Below are 17102 nucleotides of genomic sequence, written 5' to 3'. Positions count from 1 at the left end.
GAGCTTGCGCGCAGCTCCCTTTTGCTCTGCTTGGCTCAGGGGAGCGAAATGATGTTCAATGCCTCCAAGTCTCGGATCAGTGTAGACGAGGCTGTTCTAATGGCCATCATTCGAGCGATTTCACCATCGTGACATGCGGGATGCCAGCATCCATAAAGACGCCGGAGACGGTCGTGTAGCCGAGCTTTTTGTAAAACGGTTCCGCGTGCGTCTGGGCGTTCAGTTTCGCCGTTTTCGCCCCTTTTGTTTTTGCCAGCTGTTCGATCGCTTCCATCACCATCCGTCCGGCGCCGCGGCCGCGGTGGGACGGCAGGACGCAAATGCGCTCGATTTTGCCGACGCCTTCGTCAATGAAGCGAAGCCGGCCAGCGCCGACCGGCGCTTCGCCGTCATACAGGACGAGATGGAACGAGTCGTGCTCGAATGCGTCGACTTCCTCTTCTTCGGGGACGTTTTGTTCTTCAATGAACACGAGCCGGCGGACGCGCAGGGCGTCTGCATACAGGGCGAGGTCGTTTGTCGTTCCAATCGCGACGTTCATGTCAGATTTTCCTTTCCTCCAACAACAAACGTTTCATACACGGTCCACGAACCGTCCTCAAGCTGGTAAAGGAGATGGAAGCGGTCGACGGTCTCCTCGAAGTGCACCTCTTGCAGCTTCAGCTGGCTGTAGACGTCTGCATATTCCGCTCCCGGCAAATCGCGGCCGATCGTAATGTGAGGCACGAACACAAACTCCGGCTTTCCGGCAAACAAACCGCTGTGCAGTTGTTCATGAAGGCGCTCGAGCACGTCGTTTGGCTCCACTTTCAAATAAATGATGTTGCTTGTCGGATAAAACGAGCTGAATTTCGTCACTTTGATTGGAATGGGAGGCGTTTCTGCCGCAATCCGGCGCAGCTCTTTCGTCATTTCCTTCAGCTGCTCCTCACCCGCTTCAAACGGATATTTCAGCGTAATGTGCGGCGGAATGAGGGCGTAATGGCTGTCGTACCGTTTTCGATACGAGTTGGCAAAATCTTGAATTTGTTTTGGCGGAAAGATGACAATGCCGTACTTCATTTTGGTTTCCCTCCTTGAACCAGTTTGTTTTCCATGCGCAAACGGCGCACGGAAAGGATGCAGCGGCTCGATATCCTCGAAGCTGTTCTGTTTTGGCCTATAACGATAAAACAGCGGCTACCGCCCGCGGCACATCCGGCTGCCAATACGTCCACGCATGGCCGCCTTCGAACTCATGGTACGTATAAGCAAACCGTTTTTCCATAAACAAGTCCCGCGCCATTCGATTCGGGGTGATAAAATCGCGCACATGACCGTCCGTCGTTTTCACCGCTGTTTCCTCCGTGCCGACAGAATGGTAAAACGAAAGGAGCGATGGATCGCGAAACGAGCGGATGCGCGCCAATACCGAGTCATCGATATAGGGGGACTGCATGGCGATTTTCCCAAATGTATGTGGATACAACAACCCGGCTAGAAGCGACACTGTTCCGCCGAGCGAATCGCCGATCAGCGCCCGGCCTTTGCCCATTTGATACGTCGGCAGTTCGCGGTCCAAAAACGGGACGAGTTCATGGGCTAAAAAACGAATGTATGCTTCGAGCTTTCGGCCTTGTGGGTGGTATTTCTCGTAGCGGTCGTTGACGTTCCGATACGGGATGCCGACGACGATCGTCCGGTCGATTGTTCCTTCTTCCATCAGCGTTTCGATGACAGTTTTTATTTTTCCATACATAAAATAATCTTTGCCGTCTTGCGCGATTAGTAAAGAATATTTGTAAAGCGGCGAAAAATTGCTTGGCAAGTAGACGAGCAGTTCGATTTCTTCTTGAAGCTCTCCGCTGTACAGCTTGTAGTCGCGCATGATTCCTGTTGCTGTCGCCATGACCATCCTCCATGAAAGCGTAAGTTCATCTGTTATTGTAACATATTTGCACCAAAAGATGTTAATGAACGGCTCGAATTTTTTGTGAATTTGCCGAATGGTGCCATTGATAAAAAAATGACTTGCAAAAACGGGGGGAATGCGCTACATTTTTTATTAAATTAGAAAAATTGAATACGCGTCTCATTCTTATCAAGAGAAGCGGAGGGAACTGGCCCAATGAAGCTTCAGCAACCAGCCGCCCGGCGGCCAGGTGCTAAATCCAGCGGATTGAGCATTCAATTCGGCAGATAAGAAGAAGCATGGCCATGTGTATGGAAAAGTCTTCTTCTTAGAAGACTTTTTTTATTTATTCAAGCGGCCGCTCCGATGAACCGCGTGGCGGTCTAGGACCAAGGCGCTCGGCCGCTGCCCGAGAGACAGCGGCGCTTCGTTTGGCGCCAAGCGGTCGGCCGTTGACCCATGATGGAATTTTCAGCAGAAGGAGAGAGATGAGATGGAGAAACTGGAGACGTTGTTAGCGCAAATTGGCAACCGGAGTGAAACGGCGACGGGGACGGTCAACCCGCCTGTTTATTTTTCCACCGCTTACCGCCATGCCGGCATCGGAGAGTCGACCGGGTTTGACTACATCCGCACCGGCAACCCGACGCGCAAAATCGTCGAAGAAGCGATCGCGAAGCTTGAAGGCGGCGACCAAGGCTACGCGTTCAGCTCCGGCATGGCCGCCATTCAGACAGTGCTCGCCTTGTTTGAGAGCGGAGATGAGTTTCTCGTATCGGCCGACCTGTACGGCGGCACGTACCGCCTGTTTGAGCGCGGCTGGCGCAAGTACGGTCTTGGGTTCCATTACGTCGATTTTACCGATCTTGCTGCTGTAGAGGAAAAAATTACGGAAAAAACAAAAGCCATCTTTTTGGAAACGCCGACGAATCCGCTCATGCACGAGACGGATATCTCTGCGGTCGCCGAGCTCGCCAAGCGGCACGGGCTTTTGTTGATCGTTGACAACACGTTTTATACACCGGTGCTTCAACGCCCGATCGAACAGGGCGCCGATATTGTCATCCACAGCGCCACGAAATATTTAGGCGGCCATAACGACGTCTTGGCCGGTCTTGTCGTCGCCAAGGGCGAGGAGCTCTGTCAACGCCTGGCCGAGTATCAGAACGCCATCGGCGCTGTTTTGTCGCCGTTCGATTCATGGCTTCTGATCCGCGGGATGAAAACGCTGGCCCTAAGGATGCGCCAACATGAAGAAAACGCTAAGCGCATCAGCGCCTTTTTGCGCGAACATGAAGATGTCACTGATGTGTTGTATCCGGGAAGAGGCGGGATGCTGTCGTTTCGGATTGCTGATGAGAAGTGGGTGAACCGGTTTTTAAAAAGTTTGCGCCTCATTACGTTCGCGGAAAGCTTGGGCGGAGTCGAAAGCTTTATCACGTACCCGGCGACGCAGACGCATGCCGACATTCCGGAAGAAATCCGCATCCAAAACGGCGTCTGCAACCGTCTGCTTCGCTTCTCCGTCGGCATCGAGCACGCCGACGACTTGATCGCCGATTTGGCGCAGGCATTGAAAAACATGAAAGAGGTGTGAGCGATGGAACGGGAATGGTCGTTTTCGACGAAATTGCTCCATAACGAATGGAAAGTCGATCGCTGCACGGGGGCGGTGAGCGTGCCGATCCAGCACGCGTCCACGTTCCATCAGTTCGATTTCGACTCGTTCGGCAAATACGATTACAGCCGCTCCGGCAACCCGACGCGCGAGGCGCTCGAGGAAACGATCGCGGCGTTAGAAGGCGGTGTGCGCGGATTCGCCTTCGCTTCCGGCATGGCCGCCATTTCGACGGCGTTTTTGCTCTTGTCCAGAGGCGACCACGTCCTCGTGACGGAAGACGTTTACGGCGGCACGTACCGGATGATCACCGAAGTATTGAGCCGCTTTGGCATTGAGTATACGTTTGTCGATATGACCGATTTGCACGCCGTCGCCGAAAACATCCGACCGAACACGAAAGTCATTTACATGGAAACGCCGTCCAATCCGCTCGTAAAGGTGACCGATATTCAAGGCGTCGTCAAGCTGGCAAAAGCGCACGGCTGCCTGACGTTCCTTGACAACACGTTCATGACGCCGGCGCTGCAGCGGCCGCTTGATCTTGGCGTCGACGTCGTCCTACACAGCGCGACGAAATTTTTAGCCGGCCATAGCGACGTCGTCGCCGGACTGGCGGTCGTGAAAGATGAAGAATTGGGAAAAGAGCTGTACAAACTGCAAAACGCCTTTGGCGCCGTCCTCGGCGTCCAAGATGCGTGGCTTGTGCTGCGGGGGATCAAAACGCTTCATGTCCGGCTGAAACAATCGTCCGAATCGGCCATGGCCATCGCTGAGTATTTGGCGCGCCACCCTAAAGTGGAAGACGTGTATTATCCGGGACTGGAGAACCATCCAGGTCATGACATTCAACGCAGCCAAGCGGCTGGGTTTGGCGCTGTGTTGTCGTTCCGACTCGCCGATGAAGAAGCGGCCCGGACGTTCGTCCGAAACGTCCGACTACCGGTGTTTGCCGTCAGCCTTGGGGCGGTCGAGTCGATTTTATCGTACCCGTCGAAAATGTCGCATGCGGCGATGCCAAAAGACGAGCGGCTCCGCCGCGGCATTACCGACGGCCTGCTGCGGCTGAGCGTCGGGCTTGAGGATGTGAACGATTTAATCGCCGATTTTGAGCGGGCGTTGTCGTTTGTGAAAGAACAGCGGTCCGTCCCATCCATCTAGCAGGGCGTCACACGGTATGCCCCTTGCGACGGGGGCGTACCGTTTGCACTGTGTGAAAGGAAGAAAGACGCAGCCCGAATAATGCTTCGTGCCAGAAAGAAGGTTTGGACAGCGCTGATTAGGAAACCGCTGTGGGCGAAGGCAAAAGTTGTTGTTCTACATATTGTAAAAATACATCGACAATTTCTTCATCCCATTGTGTTCCTTTTCCGTTTTTTAAAATGTCTGCGGCTTGGCGAATATCCATGCCTTTACGGTACGGACGGTCCGAAGTCATGGCATCAAACGCATCCGCAACGGCAATAATTTTGCCAAACAACGGAATTTCGTCGCCTGTTAAACCATCTGGGTATCCCTTTCCATCGATGCGTTCGTGATGGGAGCGGATGCCCGCTAAAAGCGGCTCAATCGGTTCGATCGGCCTAACTTCGCGCAAAATGGCTTCTCCGAGGGCGGGGTGTTTTTTAATCCAGGCAAATTCGTCATCGCTTAGTTTTCCGTCTTTAAGCAAAATGGCATCCGGGATGCCGATCTTTCCGATGTCGTGCAGCAACGCGGAGCGATACAAGGCATCAAGCTGTTCATCCGGTAGGGAAAGCTGTTTCCCGATCGCGAGCGCATAGCGGGCCACACGCAACGAGTGCCCCGCTGTATAGGGGTCGCGGGCGTCAAGCGCCGCCGTCAAGACGGTGATAAAACTGTTGAGCAGCTCTTTGTTCATTTGGTCGCGTTGATGCACAGCATCGATCATATGGTTGAATCCCCGAAGCAAGTAGGCAAATTCATCGGTATACACATTGTGGGCGACAGGTTCATACGTTTCGTTTTCCGCCCGTTCCATATGGGTTGCCAGCACGCTGACCGGCTCATTGATTTCATCCACCAACAAGCGAGTCAAAAAAACGGAGAAGGCGATCGAAAACAGCAAGATGACGGCCGCCCATGGCCAATACGACCAGTGAGAGGCGCTCGGCTCGGTGAGCGACCATTTGATTTCGGTCGCTAAGCTGAACAATAAGACAGGAAACGTGCTGCTGAACAAGACCGTCAGCTGCAGTTTTGTTTTGAGCGACACGGGAAGCGGCGAATGCCCTTCATCGATCCTGCCACCCTTCGTAAGCAAATACGCCATCAGCGGTCGGCAAGCTTTCGTTGTCAAAAAAAATTCAACCAATCCGTGAAGTGACGCAATCAAAATGGCGCCGATAAAGGCGTACAAAATGTATCGATATGGAAGGGACAGCACACGGTAGTGGATGCATAAAGCCGTCAGCCCCATGCCGGGAATCGACAGCCCGAACAAGTGCGGGCCTAAAATGCGGCGAACCGCCAATAGCGGCAAGCGGCGCGCTTGTTCTAGGGCTTTCACAGCCAACCTTTCGTCCGGATGCTTGGCGCCAAAAAATTGCCGAATCGGCGCCAAATCGCGGCGAAACACCGTCCATTCTGACGCCCCCATGACGATGGTTGAAAACAACAAAATGCCGATCAGCCATTTGGCTTCTTCCCATGAGATGACGAGCGTCGTCAACATCAATGTCGCGCCGACGCCGATCACAGCGATGGCTGAGCCGGTAACATAATGACGCAGCAACTGTTGCACGAATGAACGATACATGTTGTTCCGCCTTTCTTCTAAGACTACGGGCTTATTTCTAATATACTGATTCTCGTTTGATAGGACAATGAGAATGTAATAGAAAAATGCGATGCGCTGTACGATCTCCCTCCGTGTTGGTTACTTGTCCGTCTGTGTGTCAATCATATTCCACTTCGCCGCCTCACTCATCCTTGAACGCGGCGTCGGCTCGACCGTCAGCCCGCAGTTTGCCACTGAGCTGGTTGAAACCGTGACTCTTGTCGAACAGCAGCGCCGCCGCATCATCACACAGTACGAATCCGCCCGCCGCCGGTATACCCCGCTTTTGCTCGAGCCGTTCGATCACGGGTTGTTCTGATCGAGGATGTCACGAGCTTCCCCTTTTTCACAGTGAACACTTATTTTTTAAAAAATAGTTGACAACCTGTATTTCCGTTTATATAATTAAAAATGTGTTCAACAGCGAACAACATATGATTCCGTAGCTCAGCTGGGAGAGCGCCACCTTGACAGGGTGGAGGTCGCTGGTTCGAGCCCAGTCGGAATCATCAAGTGAAATCCCTTGAGCCACAAGGCTTCAAGGGATTTTTTTGTTTATGTTTTCAGTTTTATTTGAAGTTTTTGGTTATATGGGGGAGGCTATGTTTAGCGAAAAAATTTATAAAGAAGTCGATAGTTCTATAAAAAAGAGATATCAAAAAAGATTATTTGCAGTATATATACATGCTCATTAAAAAGTTAACCTTCGTATAACCGATGCACACTCCGGTTATCCTGTTCCTAAGGAAACCTATGGAAAAGGAGCGGGATCATTCATGAAACGTCTCAACATCACCCATGATCACAGATGGACACCTCGGACACTTCGCAAACAGGAACGGAAAATCAAAAACACCCTTCTTCGCCAACGGGTGATGGCGGTTCGCCTGGTCATGGAAGGCTATTTGGGCAAAGAGGTGGCCTCCATGGTCAACGTGTGCCGACAAACCGTTTCCCATTATGTGTCGCTGTTCAACGAAGGCGGTCTGGAGCTCTTGCTTCATCGGGATTTCGCCCCCGGGCGGGAGCCGTTTCTCACCGAAGAACAGCAGGAAGAGATCAAACAGCTTGTGTTGACCACCACTCCCGTAGAACTGGGCTGGGACGTCGCTTCGGCCTGGAACACCAAACTCCTGCAATCCTATGTCGAAAAGCACTTTGGTGTTTGCCTTTCCCGTGAAGCGCTGCGAAAACTCCTGCACCGTCAAGGTCTGTCATGGACTCGCCCTACGTACACGCTGGCGAAAGGGAATCCGGATGAGCAAAAGCAATTTGAAAAGCAAATGGATTTGATAAAAAAACTTGATCACCAAGGAGACAGAAGATGCCGTTCTTCTGTACATCGATGAAACGCATATCCGCTCTTATCATGTCTTGCGATCCACTTGGTCCGAGGTCGGTCGTCAAAAACGTGTGCCGACATTCGGCCATCATGCCCATGTTTCGGTATTTGGCGCGGTGAACGTCCACGATGGGGACATCGTGCTTCACCAAACAGAAGCCGCCAACGCCGCGACGTTCTTGGATTTCTTGCGCCTGCTCAAAGAGCGGCATCCCAACCGGATCATTGCGCTCGTCTTGGACAATGCCCGGATTCATCACGCTCGAATGGGGAAGGACTTTTTGCGAGAAGAAGGACAATGTTTTCATTTCCTGTATCTGCCTCCCTACTCGCCGCAGCTCAACCCGATCGAGCGTTTGTGGAAATGGCTGAAGGATACGGTGATCGCCAACGCCTTTCACAAAGACCGCCACGAGATCGTGCAAGCGGTTCAACGATTTGCTCATTACATTCAGGAACGCCCGGAGGAAGTGTTGCGGCGCTTGGGGTGTTCCGCGTAATCGAAAAGTTAACTTTTCAAGGTGCATTTATATAGCATCTTTCATACCTACACTTGCGAATATATCGACCGCACACCTGTCGCTGCTTCGATCGCTTGTTCTAAGTCTTCGATTAAATCGCCCACGTTTTCGATTCCGACCGATAACCGAATCATATCTTCTGTCACGCCGGATGCTTTTAAGTCTTCTGCACTTATATAAGTTGCAATAAAGAATTTCCGATCTCCATGTCCCGTCTTTATCACCTGACAAGCTGGCACGGTGGCAAGAAGAGCGAACAATGCCATGTAAAACAAAATTGCAACTTATATAAAACCGTACTGGACGACGGTAAAAATCATACGGTATTACGTGATTATTATGATCAATATATATATGACGCGTATCACTTTGTCTACAGTGACAGCAAGCGCACCAATCTGAAAAAAGTATATATTTCCGACGATATGATCAAAACGACGGGCAATGTATTGGATACATTCTGATGAAGGAGAATCGGTTTCCATGAATCGAAAAAAAGTTTGTCTTGTTTGTTGCCGTGCTGATGGTCATTTTCTTTTTCGTCTACATGTTTGAAGAACAAGTGCTGCGCTTTTTAGACTACAAGGTGATCAAATTGACGATGTTGATTTCTTTGATCACGATTATTGTCGGTGATGTCATCTATCGACGCACGTAATCGGATGCACAAAGGAAACGGAAGGGGCTGTCAGGCGACGATGCCCGGCAAGTTCGTTGGGGCGTTGGCGCTGGACGGTGATGAGACGATCGCCGTCTTTTTTGGTTTACTAAGGTCGGCGGCTGGATCAAGAACCGTTTGTGTGTGAAAAGGGTTGTCTGCCTGCTTTGCCTGGCGCGGCAAGTCGCAAACAACGCCGCCTCCAGCGCCGTGTATGGTCTGGAAGCGGCGTTGCCGCGTTGGGCGCGACCGTCTTTGAAGGGGACCGAACAATGCGACTTTCAGACCCATGTATGGGCTGTGAAACGGGTGGTTGTTTGGTCCTTCCGTCAGCTGAAAAATGGACAAGCGACTTTTCCATCAAGGATATGTTAAACTTTTTCGTTGCATCTATATAGCACTACGGGTTATATTATTCAATTTTATTCACTTGATTTATTTGAAAGTCGTTAAATGGAACCCATTTAAATGGTTCAGTATAATTTACCATTCGAATCAAATATTTATGTTTATTATCTTCCGTTTTGATAACGAAATCAAACATATTATTTCTTTTTTTTGTCTTTGATAGAATTTTAAATCGAAGCGGATGATCTAACGAATTGATCTCTTCTACCGCCTTCTTATCTGAGAGGAAATTCACTTTATCAACTGATAATTTGTCTAATTGAGTTCGTAACTGATAATTTAGCAATAGATTTGAATGACCTATTAAGGGAATTAGAAAAATTAAAATAATCAAACACGGAAAGAGATATCTGAGTAATTTTTTAGAGATAAAATCATTAAAAACTATTACAAAAATAAGGACTAGAATGAGGAAAAAAAATAGAAAGTTAAAAAACAAAGATAACATAAATCAGCCTCTTTTCAAGAGACATGAACCCTCCTTATGAATGGTTTGGTAGCACATCTATTCTAACCAAGGAATTGGGCTCATATCTCTTTTTTGTTTTATTGTAAATTTATGTTAGTGATTTACTCATCTATAGTAATATCGAAATTTTTTCGACTTTAGAGCCTATATCTCTTTTACCAACTACCCTTCGTTAAAACAACGGTTCCAGCCTTAGGTAAATCATATGGTTTACAAATACTAGTTAGGAACAGAGGATTATATACAGTAGGTAATTCATAATTAGCGCCATAGTAATATGCTTGCCATACAATTTTAGAACAATACGTAGAATCCATGTAATATAGAGGACTAATATCGTAATAGGCATTACGATAATTTTTTACATAGTTTGCTGCCCAATTTGCCGCTGCTGTAGCATTTGCACCACTATAACGAACCACTTTTTCATTTGGATATTCAGCAAACCAATCGCCTATTCCCCAAGTTCTTGGGTGATACCCACTTCCTCGAATTGACGCTACTGTTCCGTAAGCATCAATTACAATTCCCGCATGACCTGTAACCCCATAAGAAGAGGTATTATTTGTTACCAAAACATCTCCAGGTTTAATTACAACTGAACTTCCTGGGTAATACTCAGGAGGAATAGCTTGAGGAGTAATATTAATTTCAGCAAAAGTCAAATTGCTAAAGCTAAAGGTAAATAATACAAAACAAAAAACAAGTAAAATAGATTTTAATTTTTTCATATACTAACACTCCTCTTAAATCACAATCATAGTAAATTGACTAGAAGAACAATCAAAACAGTTTGCTTGTATCAGAAAATCAATCTGTATTTATACAGTATTCATGCTCTTACCCAATTCCTTCTCAAAAAATAGCTGATCAGCTATTTTTAATTTACTAAAATAAACATATGGAAAAATCCGTATTTTCCGCCAATTACCTGACGAAAATCCGCCATTTTCTTCGAAACAAAGTAACTATTCAGCCGTTACATAGAAAAAGTTTACGAGATCCGGTTTATTTCTGCTCCCCTTGTCTATACTAGCACCATCCAAGACAAGGGAGGTGAACAGGATGGCAAACGTTGTTTTTGATTTCCAACAAGCGGTCTTTACACTCGAAAGCATGGTCGCAAAAATTAAGCGCCAAGCACAAACCATCGAAAAACTCATCAAAGAAAACGAACAATTAAGACAAGAAAACCAGCAACTTCGTCAAGAAAATCAACAATGGAAAGCACGTATTGCAGAATTAGAAGCCCGTACAAAAAAAACAGCACCAATAGCCATTTGCCGCCGTCTTCTGACCGGTTTGCAGCGAAATCTCCTTCTCGCCAACCGTCGCAGAAACAGCTGGGAGGGCAGCCGGGGCACCGAGGAACGACGTTCCGTCAAGTCCTCAATCCTGACCACCGAGTCCTTCACCGCGTGACCCAATGCAAAGTTCCAGCGAATGGCCGCCGAGAACTCAAGGAGCGTTGCCGACAAGGCAAGCATGAAGGCGCCCGCAACGCGCAACATTTCATCCAGCGCCTAGAAAAGCGCAAGCAAGAAGCGCTTCTCTTCCTGCGAAAGAAAGAAGTGCCGTTTGACCACAACCAAGCCGAGCGCGATTTGCGGATGGTGAAAGTCAAACAAAAAATTTCTGGAACGTTTCGTCAGGAAGACGATGCCGAGGCTTTCTGTGTCATGCGCAGCGTCATGTCCACCCTGCAAAAACATGAGAAACCGGTTTGGGAATCGTTGCAAAGACTTCTAAGCGGGGAGTCTCTCCAAACGATTCTCCATTCCTCCTAGGGCATTTTCGATACGGGAAATGCCCTATTGGTGCTGGATTCTGAAAATCTCGCTAGTATTGGGCTGAATGGATACGAAACAAATGACAAAGTTTATTAAATGAAGTAGAATTTAGTAAAAAATAGTAGAGGGGAAATGGTATGGTTATTCGTACATTGCTTGTTGATTCTGATCCTATCTGTTTGCTTGGTTTGGAAAAATTATTAGAAAAAGAAAGAGGCATAACTGTTGTTGGTTCTGTTTCTTGTCTTGATTCACTAGACACTCTTGTACATATACATGTACCAGACGTCATTGTGATAAATATGCACATGCACATAATAAAAGTACTTGACTGGATAAAAAACGCGAAGGAAACACACCCCACGATAAATGTCATTATGCTATGCAATTATCCACCATTTGCCTTATCTTCATATGAAGCAGGTATAGCTGCGATATTACCAAAAGAAAAAGTTTCTACTCATTTGGCACATGCGATACGTGACAGCAATGAGGGGGGGAGGCTTTTCTTGCTTGACAGTAAGACTACATGTTCAATGAAATGTTGTTTGACAAAAATTGAAATAGATATATTACAAATGCTGGCAGATGATCAAACGAGTGCGCAAATCAGCGAAAAGCTAAATATAAGCAAACGAACAGTGGAACGTCACCTTTCTTCTATTTTCGGAAAATTAGGGGTGTTGTCACGAACAGGAGCGGTTGCCGAAGCGCTGCGGTTACAACTCATAAAATGAAAGGTGCTAGTCGAAAAATCTAACTATATACATGCTCATTAAAAAGTTAACCTTCGTATAACCGATGCACACTCCGGTTATCCTGTTCCTAAGGAAACCTATGGAAAAGGAGCGGGATCATTCATGAAACGTCTCAACATCACCCATGATCACGGATGGACGCCACGGACGCTTCGCAAACAGGAACGGAAAATCAAAAACGCGCTTCTTCGCCAACGGGTGATGGCGGTTCGTTTGGTCATGGAAGGTTATTTGGGCAAAGAGGCGGCCTCCATGGTCAACGTGTGCCGACAAACCGTTTCCCATTATGTGCCGCTGTTCAACGAAGGCGGTCTGGAGCTCTTGCTTCATCGGGATTTCGCCCCTGGACGGGAGCCGTTTCTCACCGAAGAACAGCAGGAAGAGATCAAACAGCTTGTGTTGACCACCACTCCCGCGGAACTGGGCTGGGACGCCGCTTCGGCCTGGAACACCAAACTCCTGCAATCCTATGTCGAAAAGCACTTTGGTGTTTGCCTTTCCCGTGAAGCGCTGCGAAAACTCCTGCACCGTCAAGGTCTGTCATGGACTCGCCCTACGTACACGCTGGCGAAAGGGAATCCGGATGAGCAAAAGCAATTTGAAAAGCAAATGGATTTGATAAAAAAAACTTGATCACCAAGGAGACAGAAGATGCCGTTCTTCTGTACATCGATGAAACGCATATCCGCTCTTATCATGTCTTGCGATCCACTTGGTCCGAGGTCGGCCGTCAAAAACGTGTGCCGACATTCGGCCATCATGCCCATGTTTCGGTATTTGGCGCGGTGAACGTCCACGATGGGGACATCGTGCTTCACCAAACAGAAGCCGCCAACGCTGCGACGTTCTTGGATTTCTTGCGCCTGCTCAAAGAGCGGCATCCCAACCGGATCATTGCGCTCGTCTTGGACAATGCCCGGATTCATCACGCTCGAATGGTGAAGGACTTTTTGCGAGAAGAAGGACAATGTTTTCATTTCCTGTATCTGCCTCCCTACTCGCCGCAGCTCAACCCGATCGAGCGTTTGTGGAAATGGCTGAAGGATACGATGATCGCCAACGCCTTTCACAAAGACCGCCACGAGATCGTGCAAGCGGTTCAACGATTTGCTCATTACATTCAGGAACGCCCGGAGGAAGTGTTGCGGCGCTTGGGGTGTTCCGCGTAATCGAAAAGTTAACTTTTCAAGGTGCATTTATATAGTTTACAGAAAAAACGTCTTTCATCCCACGGTTTCAATCGTGGGATGAAAGACGGCGTTGCTCGGTAATCCTTAATCGGATTGCTTCGAGCAGCCATTTTTATCTTTAAGTGTCGCAGTATAATCGTTAAACGGATATAATTCATATATGGGACAAGAGTATCGAAGAACGAAAACAACTGAACGCGATGTGGAATCGCAAAAGAAAAGGGGGTGAATCCATGCCCACGATCACACTCAGGCTGGAACGGCACAACCCAACGAAAGCCAAACAGGAAATGTACGAGCGAATGACCGAATGGAACACAGAATTTGCGAATTGGCTATGGCATCATCCTGAATGAAACAAAGCAACGAGCAAGATATTCAAAGACTTTTCGCCACAAAAGTTTCCTTCTGCTATCGTGAATCAGACGATTCGAGAAGTGAAGTCCCAAAAGAAAAATCAGAAGGCAAAGACGTTTCAAAAACGGTGGTGTTGCTTTCATAATCAAAACTTAAAAATAGAAAAGAAAGGAGATTTCTACACGGTTGCTTTTCCAACATTGGAGAAAAAAATAGGCGTACCCGTTGTCGTGCGTCCCTATCAACAAACATGGCTTGATCGAATCATGAACGGAACGGCAAAACAAGGAACAGCTGTACTCTATAAAAAGAAAAAGAAATGGTACGTAGCCATTCCCATCACGTTTGAAGTCAAACGACGGAAAGAAACAAAAGTAATGGGAATTGATCTAGGGCTAAGATATATCGCTGTTGCTAGTGTCGGAACCAAATCTTTATTCTTCAAAGGGAATCCATGCGCCTTCATACGCCGGCGATACGCGGCTTTGCGGCGAACGTTGGGCCAAGCGAAGAAGCTTCATATGATTCGCAAAATCGGCGATAAAGAGTCCCGCTGGATGAAGGATATGAACCATAAAATCAGCCATCAAATCGTCCGTTTTGCCCTTGCCAACGGTGTTGGCGTGATTCGGATGGAAGATTTGGCGGGGATTCGGAAACGAGCCGCTTCGGCCAAAGAAGCGGGACGAAGTCTTCATTCATGGGCGTTCCATCAACTGCAAACGATGATTGCCTACAAAACCGAAATGTCGGGCATTCGGGTCGAGTGGGTGAATCCGACTTATACGAGCCAAACGTGTAAATGTGGACATCGGGAAAAGGAAAATCGCAATGGCATCCACTTTACGTGTAAAAAATGCGGATACACCATCCACGCCGACTTAAATGGCGCGATCAACATCGCCAAAGCGATTTCGGGCTTCGCCGCCCAACCTAGCGCACGGGTCACAGGTGCGCCGCCCATTGGGGTACATCTTAACCCGATGGGACGGGGTGATGACACACCCCTGAACTTGGGCGTTGTCTGAACCAGAAATGGATGAGGACGCGAACGACCCAAGAATCCCACGCCCTTTAGGCGTGTGGAGTGTCAAACCGACGCGACGTCCAACATCCGTGAGCCGAAAAACTTGGAAAAAATCATCCGCACCATCGACGCGCTTGACTGGTACAACGCGAAAGAAGAAGGGCTCGGCGCCTTGTACGAAGGGCTGCTTGAGAAAAACGCGAGCGAATTGAAATCAGGCGCGGGGCAATATTTCACCCCCCGCGTGCTTATTGACGTCATCGTCGAACTCGTGGACCCGAAGCCCGGCGAGCGCTGCCACGACCCGGCGGCGGGGACGTTCGGCTTTATGATCGCCGCCAGCCGCCACGTCCGGGCGAAAACGGACGACTATTTTGATTTATCGGAAGAAGAAATTCGGTTCCAGAAATATGAAGCGTTCTCCGGGGCCGAGCTCGTCCGCGACACGCACCGCCTCGCGGTCATGAACGCCCTCTTGCATGATGTGCACGGCGACATTTTGCTTGGCGACACGCTCTCTCCCCTTGGCGAACAGCTGAAAGGGTATGACGTCATTTTGACAAACCCGCCGTTTGGCACAAAAAAAGGCGGCGAACGGGCGACACGGACCGACTTTACGTTTATGACGTCAAACAAGCAGCTGAACTTCCTCCAGCACATTTACCGGGCGCTCAGACCAAACGGCAAGGCGCGCGCCGCGGTCGTTGTGCCCGACAACGTGCTGTTTGAAGGCGGCGTCGGCGCCGACATCCGCTGCGACTTGATGGACAAATGCAACGTCCATACGATCTTGCGCTTGCCGACCGGCATTTTCTACGCCCAAGGGGTGAAAACGAACGTCTTGTTCTTCACCCGCGGGGAAACAGACACGGGCAACACGAAAGAAGTATGGGTGGGTGTACGATCTTCGCACGAACATGCCGTCGTTTGGCAAGCGCAATCCGCTGATGAAAGACCATTTCGCCGGATTTATGAAAGCCTACACCGCCGAAGACCGCCATCAAGTCGACGATGAACGGTGGAACGTCTTCACCCGCGCCGACATCGCCAAAAAAGGCGACAGCCTCGACATCGGTCTCATCGCCGACGAATCGCTGTCCGTGTACGACAACTTGCCCGACCCGATCGACTCGGCCGAAGAAGCGGTGGAGAAATTAGAGCTCGCCATCTCGCTGCTCAATGAAGTCATTGCCGAACTGAAAGCGGCCGAACACCCGACCCGCTACGAACCGGCCAAAACTGAAATGCTCCACGTCGCCGAACGACTCGAGGTGTCAGAACGATGAGCAAGGCCAAACCAAAATCGATGGAACAGCTGCTCGAAGAAGCGCTCGTGCCCAAAGACGAGCAGCCGTACGAAGTGCCGGGGAATTGGGTGTGGGTGAAATTTGGAGTTGTTGCCAAATTATTTAATGGATATGCATTTAAAAGCACTGATTATTCTGATGAGGGTATACCAATAATTCGAATATCCGATTTAAATGGTATGGAAACAACTCTCGAAACCGCTGTTAGGGTTCCTAGGGAGCTCTACAATGAAAAGTTTTTGGTGCGCAAAGGCGACTTATTAATCGCAATGTCTGGGGCTACTACTGGGAAAATAGGTATATATAATTCGGACGAAATCGCTATGCAAAACCAACGCGTTGGAAATATTAAAACGATTAATGATAACATTTTATATGTAGTGTATAGAAATTATTTTGTGATTAGTTCCTCGACAGAAATTTCGAAATTGGCGTATGGTGGAGCACAGCCAAATATAAGTGGTGCTCTCATTGAAAGTCTGCCTTTCCCACTCCCCCCTAAACGAACAAAAACGCATCGCCGAGAAACTCGACAACTTATTAGAAAAATTAGAGAACGAAAAACAACTCGTTTTGGCAGTGGAGGAAAAGCTCGATTTATTAAAACAATCCGTTCTCCAGAAAGCCTTCCGCGGCGAGTTGGGGACGAATGACCCGAACGATGGACACGCGATGGAGTTGGTCAAAGAAGCGTTGCTCTCGTCAAGCGGACAGCGGTGACGCTGTTCGCTTGATCGAATCATGCCCTTGGCATTGTAAGGGATGACAATGAAAATTTATGCCGAGCCGCTGGCCATACCCGCTGATCGATGTGCGCGAAGGCGGCAAAAAAGCTGCTTGCCGTGAATCGGTATGAACGAAATGCAAGGGCGTGGAATCTTTGCCTGCAAAAGTACGGCTACCGTTGTGTCGTCTGTGACTTTGGTCGGAAACACCCCCACTTCCATGCAATCCATGTAAGTGGGG

At 48.8% G+C, this 17102-nt stretch carries 18 protein-coding genes, 1 tRNA gene, 3 pseudogenes and 1 riboswitch; of the genes and pseudogenes, 15 read left to right on the top strand and 7 right to left on the bottom strand.

What is annotated here, in order from left to right:
• Positions 1-106: 106 nt before the first annotated feature.
• The 3 genes from LG52_RS11435 to LG52_RS11425 all read right to left on the bottom strand — a co-directional run bounded on the left by LG52_RS11435 (position 107) and on the right by LG52_RS11425 (position 1888).
• Positions 107-541: a GNAT family N-acetyltransferase gene (locus LG52_RS11435; RefSeq protein WP_044732018.1), complete on the bottom strand. Its 435-nt coding sequence runs from the start codon at positions 539-541 to the stop codon at positions 107-109.
• Positions 538-1062 carry a YjcG family protein gene (locus tag LG52_RS11430; protein WP_044732017.1) on the bottom strand — a complete coding sequence of 175 codons (525 nt, stop codon included), beginning with the start codon at positions 1060-1062 and terminating at the stop codon, positions 538-540. The genes LG52_RS11435 and LG52_RS11430 overlap by 4 nt, the downstream gene beginning before the upstream one ends.
• Before the next feature lie 97 nt (positions 1063-1159).
• Positions 1160-1888 carry an alpha/beta hydrolase gene (locus LG52_RS11425; protein WP_044732016.1) on the bottom strand — a complete coding sequence of 243 codons (729 nt, stop codon included), beginning with the start codon at positions 1886-1888 and terminating at the stop codon, positions 1160-1162.
• A gap of 186 nt (positions 1889-2074) precedes the next feature.
• A riboswitch (SAM riboswitch) is annotated at positions 2075-2185 on the top strand.
• A 199-nt stretch (positions 2186-2384) separates the two neighbouring features.
• Here LG52_RS11425 and LG52_RS11420 point away from each other — a divergent pair.
• Both LG52_RS11420 and metC read left to right on the top strand, forming a co-directional pair.
• Positions 2385-3488, top strand: a complete 1104-nt coding sequence (locus LG52_RS11420; RefSeq protein WP_044732015.1) for a methionine biosynthesis PLP-dependent protein — start codon at positions 2385-2387, stop codon at positions 3486-3488.
• A 3-nt stretch (positions 3489-3491) separates the two neighbouring features.
• Positions 3492-4670 (top strand): cystathionine beta-lyase, encoded by a 1179-nt coding sequence (gene metC, locus LG52_RS11415; RefSeq protein WP_044732014.1) that lies wholly within the window; start codon positions 3492-3494, stop codon positions 4668-4670.
• A gap of 118 nt (positions 4671-4788) precedes the next feature.
• On the opposite strand, the gene LG52_RS11410 is transcribed toward metC, so the two are convergent.
• Positions 4789-6288, bottom strand: a complete 1500-nt coding sequence (locus LG52_RS11410; RefSeq protein WP_044732013.1) for an HD-GYP domain-containing protein — start codon at positions 6286-6288, stop codon at positions 4789-4791.
• A 91-nt stretch (positions 6289-6379) separates the two neighbouring features.
• Here LG52_RS11410 and LG52_RS19110 point away from each other — a divergent pair, with 91 nt between their 5' ends.
• The 4 genes from LG52_RS19110 (at position 6380) to LG52_RS20835 (ending at position 8151) form a co-directional block, all read left to right on the top strand.
• Positions 6380-6628, top strand: a complete 249-nt coding sequence (locus tag LG52_RS19110) for a hypothetical protein (protein ID WP_231584461.1) — start codon at positions 6380-6382, stop codon at positions 6626-6628.
• Between the two features lie 117 nt (positions 6629-6745).
• A tRNA-Val gene (locus tag LG52_RS11405) sits at positions 6746-6818 on the top strand.
• 267 nt (positions 6819-7085) lie between these two features.
• Positions 7086-7658: an IS630 family transposase gene (locus tag LG52_RS20840; RefSeq protein ID WP_044732012.1), complete on the top strand. Its 573-nt coding sequence runs from the start codon at positions 7086-7088 to the stop codon at positions 7656-7658.
• Positions 7612-8151, top strand: a complete 540-nt coding sequence (locus tag LG52_RS20835; protein ID WP_044732011.1) for an IS630 family transposase — start codon at positions 7612-7614, stop codon at positions 8149-8151. Before LG52_RS20840 ends, LG52_RS20835 begins: the two co-directional genes overlap by 47 nt.
• A 47-nt stretch (positions 8152-8198) precedes the next feature.
• Here the strand turns inward: LG52_RS20835 and LG52_RS19105 are convergent.
• Positions 8199-8348 (bottom strand): annotated as a pseudogene (locus tag LG52_RS19105) (PLP-dependent transferase); the annotation flags it as partial.
• Positions 8349-8677: 329 nt separating this feature from the next.
• On the opposite strand from LG52_RS19105, the gene LG52_RS20260 reads away from it, so the two are divergent.
• Complete coding sequence (locus LG52_RS20260; RefSeq protein WP_197074546.1) at positions 8678-8830, top strand: hypothetical protein; 153 nt, start codon at positions 8678-8680, stop codon at positions 8828-8830.
• Between the two features lie 30 nt (positions 8831-8860).
• Here the strand turns inward: LG52_RS20260 and LG52_RS19830 are convergent, their stop codons facing one another.
• Positions 8861-9178, bottom strand: coding sequence for a hypothetical protein (locus tag LG52_RS19830; protein ID WP_156135639.1), 318 nt, complete (start codon positions 9176-9178; stop codon positions 8861-8863).
• 684 nt (positions 9179-9862) lie between these two features.
• Positions 9863-10438 carry a YiiX/YebB-like N1pC/P60 family cysteine hydrolase gene (locus LG52_RS19100; protein ID WP_075261916.1) on the bottom strand — a complete coding sequence of 192 codons (576 nt, stop codon included), beginning with the start codon at positions 10436-10438 and terminating at the stop codon, positions 9863-9865.
• Between the two features lie 334 nt (positions 10439-10772).
• Here LG52_RS19100 and LG52_RS21025 point away from each other — a divergent pair, with 334 nt between their 5' ends.
• The 8 genes and pseudogenes from LG52_RS21025 to LG52_RS11350 all read left to right on the top strand — a co-directional run bounded on the left by LG52_RS21025 (position 10773) and on the right by LG52_RS11350 (position 16789).
• Positions 10773-11129, top strand: coding sequence for a hypothetical protein (locus LG52_RS21025; RefSeq protein ID WP_052524506.1), 357 nt, complete (start codon positions 10773-10775; stop codon positions 11127-11129).
• On the top strand, positions 11126-11494 hold the full coding sequence (locus LG52_RS21020) for an IS66 family transposase (RefSeq protein ID WP_052524505.1): 369 nt from the start codon (positions 11126-11128) through the stop codon (positions 11492-11494). The genes LG52_RS21025 and LG52_RS21020 overlap by 4 nt, the downstream gene beginning before the upstream one ends.
• 140 nt (positions 11495-11634) lie before the next feature.
• Positions 11635-12234, top strand: a complete 600-nt coding sequence (locus LG52_RS11375) for a response regulator transcription factor (RefSeq protein ID WP_044732009.1) — start codon at positions 11635-11637, stop codon at positions 12232-12234.
• A 123-nt stretch (positions 12235-12357) separates the two neighbouring features.
• Positions 12358-12888 carry a helix-turn-helix domain-containing protein gene (locus LG52_RS20255; protein WP_044732008.1) on the top strand — a complete coding sequence of 177 codons (531 nt, stop codon included), beginning with the start codon at positions 12358-12360 and terminating at the stop codon, positions 12886-12888.
• A complete protein-coding gene (locus tag LG52_RS20250; protein ID WP_044731106.1) occupies positions 12885-13424 on the top strand; it encodes an IS630 family transposase in 540 nt (179 codons plus the stop codon). The genes LG52_RS20255 and LG52_RS20250 overlap by 4 nt, the downstream gene beginning before the upstream one ends.
• Before the next feature lie 254 nt (positions 13425-13678).
• Positions 13679-14830 (top strand): annotated as a pseudogene (locus tag LG52_RS11360) (RNA-guided endonuclease TnpB family protein).
• A 66-nt stretch (positions 14831-14896) separates the two neighbouring features.
• A pseudogene (locus tag LG52_RS11355) lies at positions 14897-16115 on the top strand (HsdM family class I SAM-dependent methyltransferase); the annotation flags it as partial.
• Entirely contained in the window at positions 16112-16789 is a 678-nt protein-coding gene (locus tag LG52_RS11350; protein WP_052524503.1) for a restriction endonuclease subunit S, read from the top strand. The pseudogene LG52_RS11355 and the gene LG52_RS11350, both read left to right, overlap by 4 nt.
• Positions 16790-17102 lie beyond the last annotated feature (313 nt).

Origin of the sequence: Geobacillus kaustophilus (assembly GCF_000948285.1) — a bacterium.
Lineage (GTDB): Bacteria > Bacillota > Bacilli > Bacillales > Anoxybacillaceae > Geobacillus > Geobacillus thermoleovorans_A.
This window is presented reverse-complemented; position numbering and strand designations above follow the sequence as displayed.

Bases quoted from the DNA above. Each gene is read 5' to 3' on its own strand.
- LG52_RS21025 (WP_052524506.1), top strand. From the start codon at position 10,773: ATGGCAAACGTTGTTTTTGATTTCCAACAAGCGGTCTTTACACTCGAA.
- LG52_RS11375 (WP_044732009.1), top strand. From the start codon at position 11,635: ATGGTTATTCGTACATTGCTTGTTGATTCTGATCCTATCTGTTTGCTT.
- LG52_RS19100 (WP_075261916.1), bottom strand. From the start codon at position 10,438: ATGAAAAAATTAAAATCTATTTTACTTGTTTTTTGTTTTGTATTATTT.
- LG52_RS11430 (WP_044732017.1), bottom strand. From the start codon at position 1,062: ATGAAGTACGGCATTGTCATCTTTCCGCCAAAACAAATTCAAGATTTT.
- LG52_RS11420 (WP_044732015.1), top strand. From the start codon at position 2,385: ATGGAGAAACTGGAGACGTTGTTAGCGCAAATTGGCAACCGGAGTGAA.
- LG52_RS11410 (WP_044732013.1), bottom strand. From the start codon at position 6,288: ATGTATCGTTCATTCGTGCAACAGTTGCTGCGTCATTATGTTACCGGC.
- LG52_RS11350 (WP_052524503.1), top strand. From the start codon at position 16,112: ATGAGCAAGGCCAAACCAAAATCGATGGAACAGCTGCTCGAAGAAGCG.
- LG52_RS11425 (WP_044732016.1), bottom strand. From the start codon at position 1,888: ATGGCGACAGCAACAGGAATCATGCGCGACTACAAGCTGTACAGCGGA.
- LG52_RS11435 (WP_044732018.1), bottom strand. From the start codon at position 541: ATGAACGTCGCGATTGGAACGACAAACGACCTCGCCCTGTATGCAGAC.
- metC (WP_044732014.1), top strand. From the start codon at position 3,492: ATGGAACGGGAATGGTCGTTTTCGACGAAATTGCTCCATAACGAATGG.
- LG52_RS20255 (WP_044732008.1), top strand. From the start codon at position 12,358: ATGAAACGTCTCAACATCACCCATGATCACGGATGGACGCCACGGACG.
- LG52_RS20840 (WP_044732012.1), top strand. From the start codon at position 7,086: ATGAAACGTCTCAACATCACCCATGATCACAGATGGACACCTCGGACA.
- LG52_RS19110 (WP_231584461.1), top strand. From the start codon at position 6,380: ATGCGCTGTACGATCTCCCTCCGTGTTGGTTACTTGTCCGTCTGTGTG.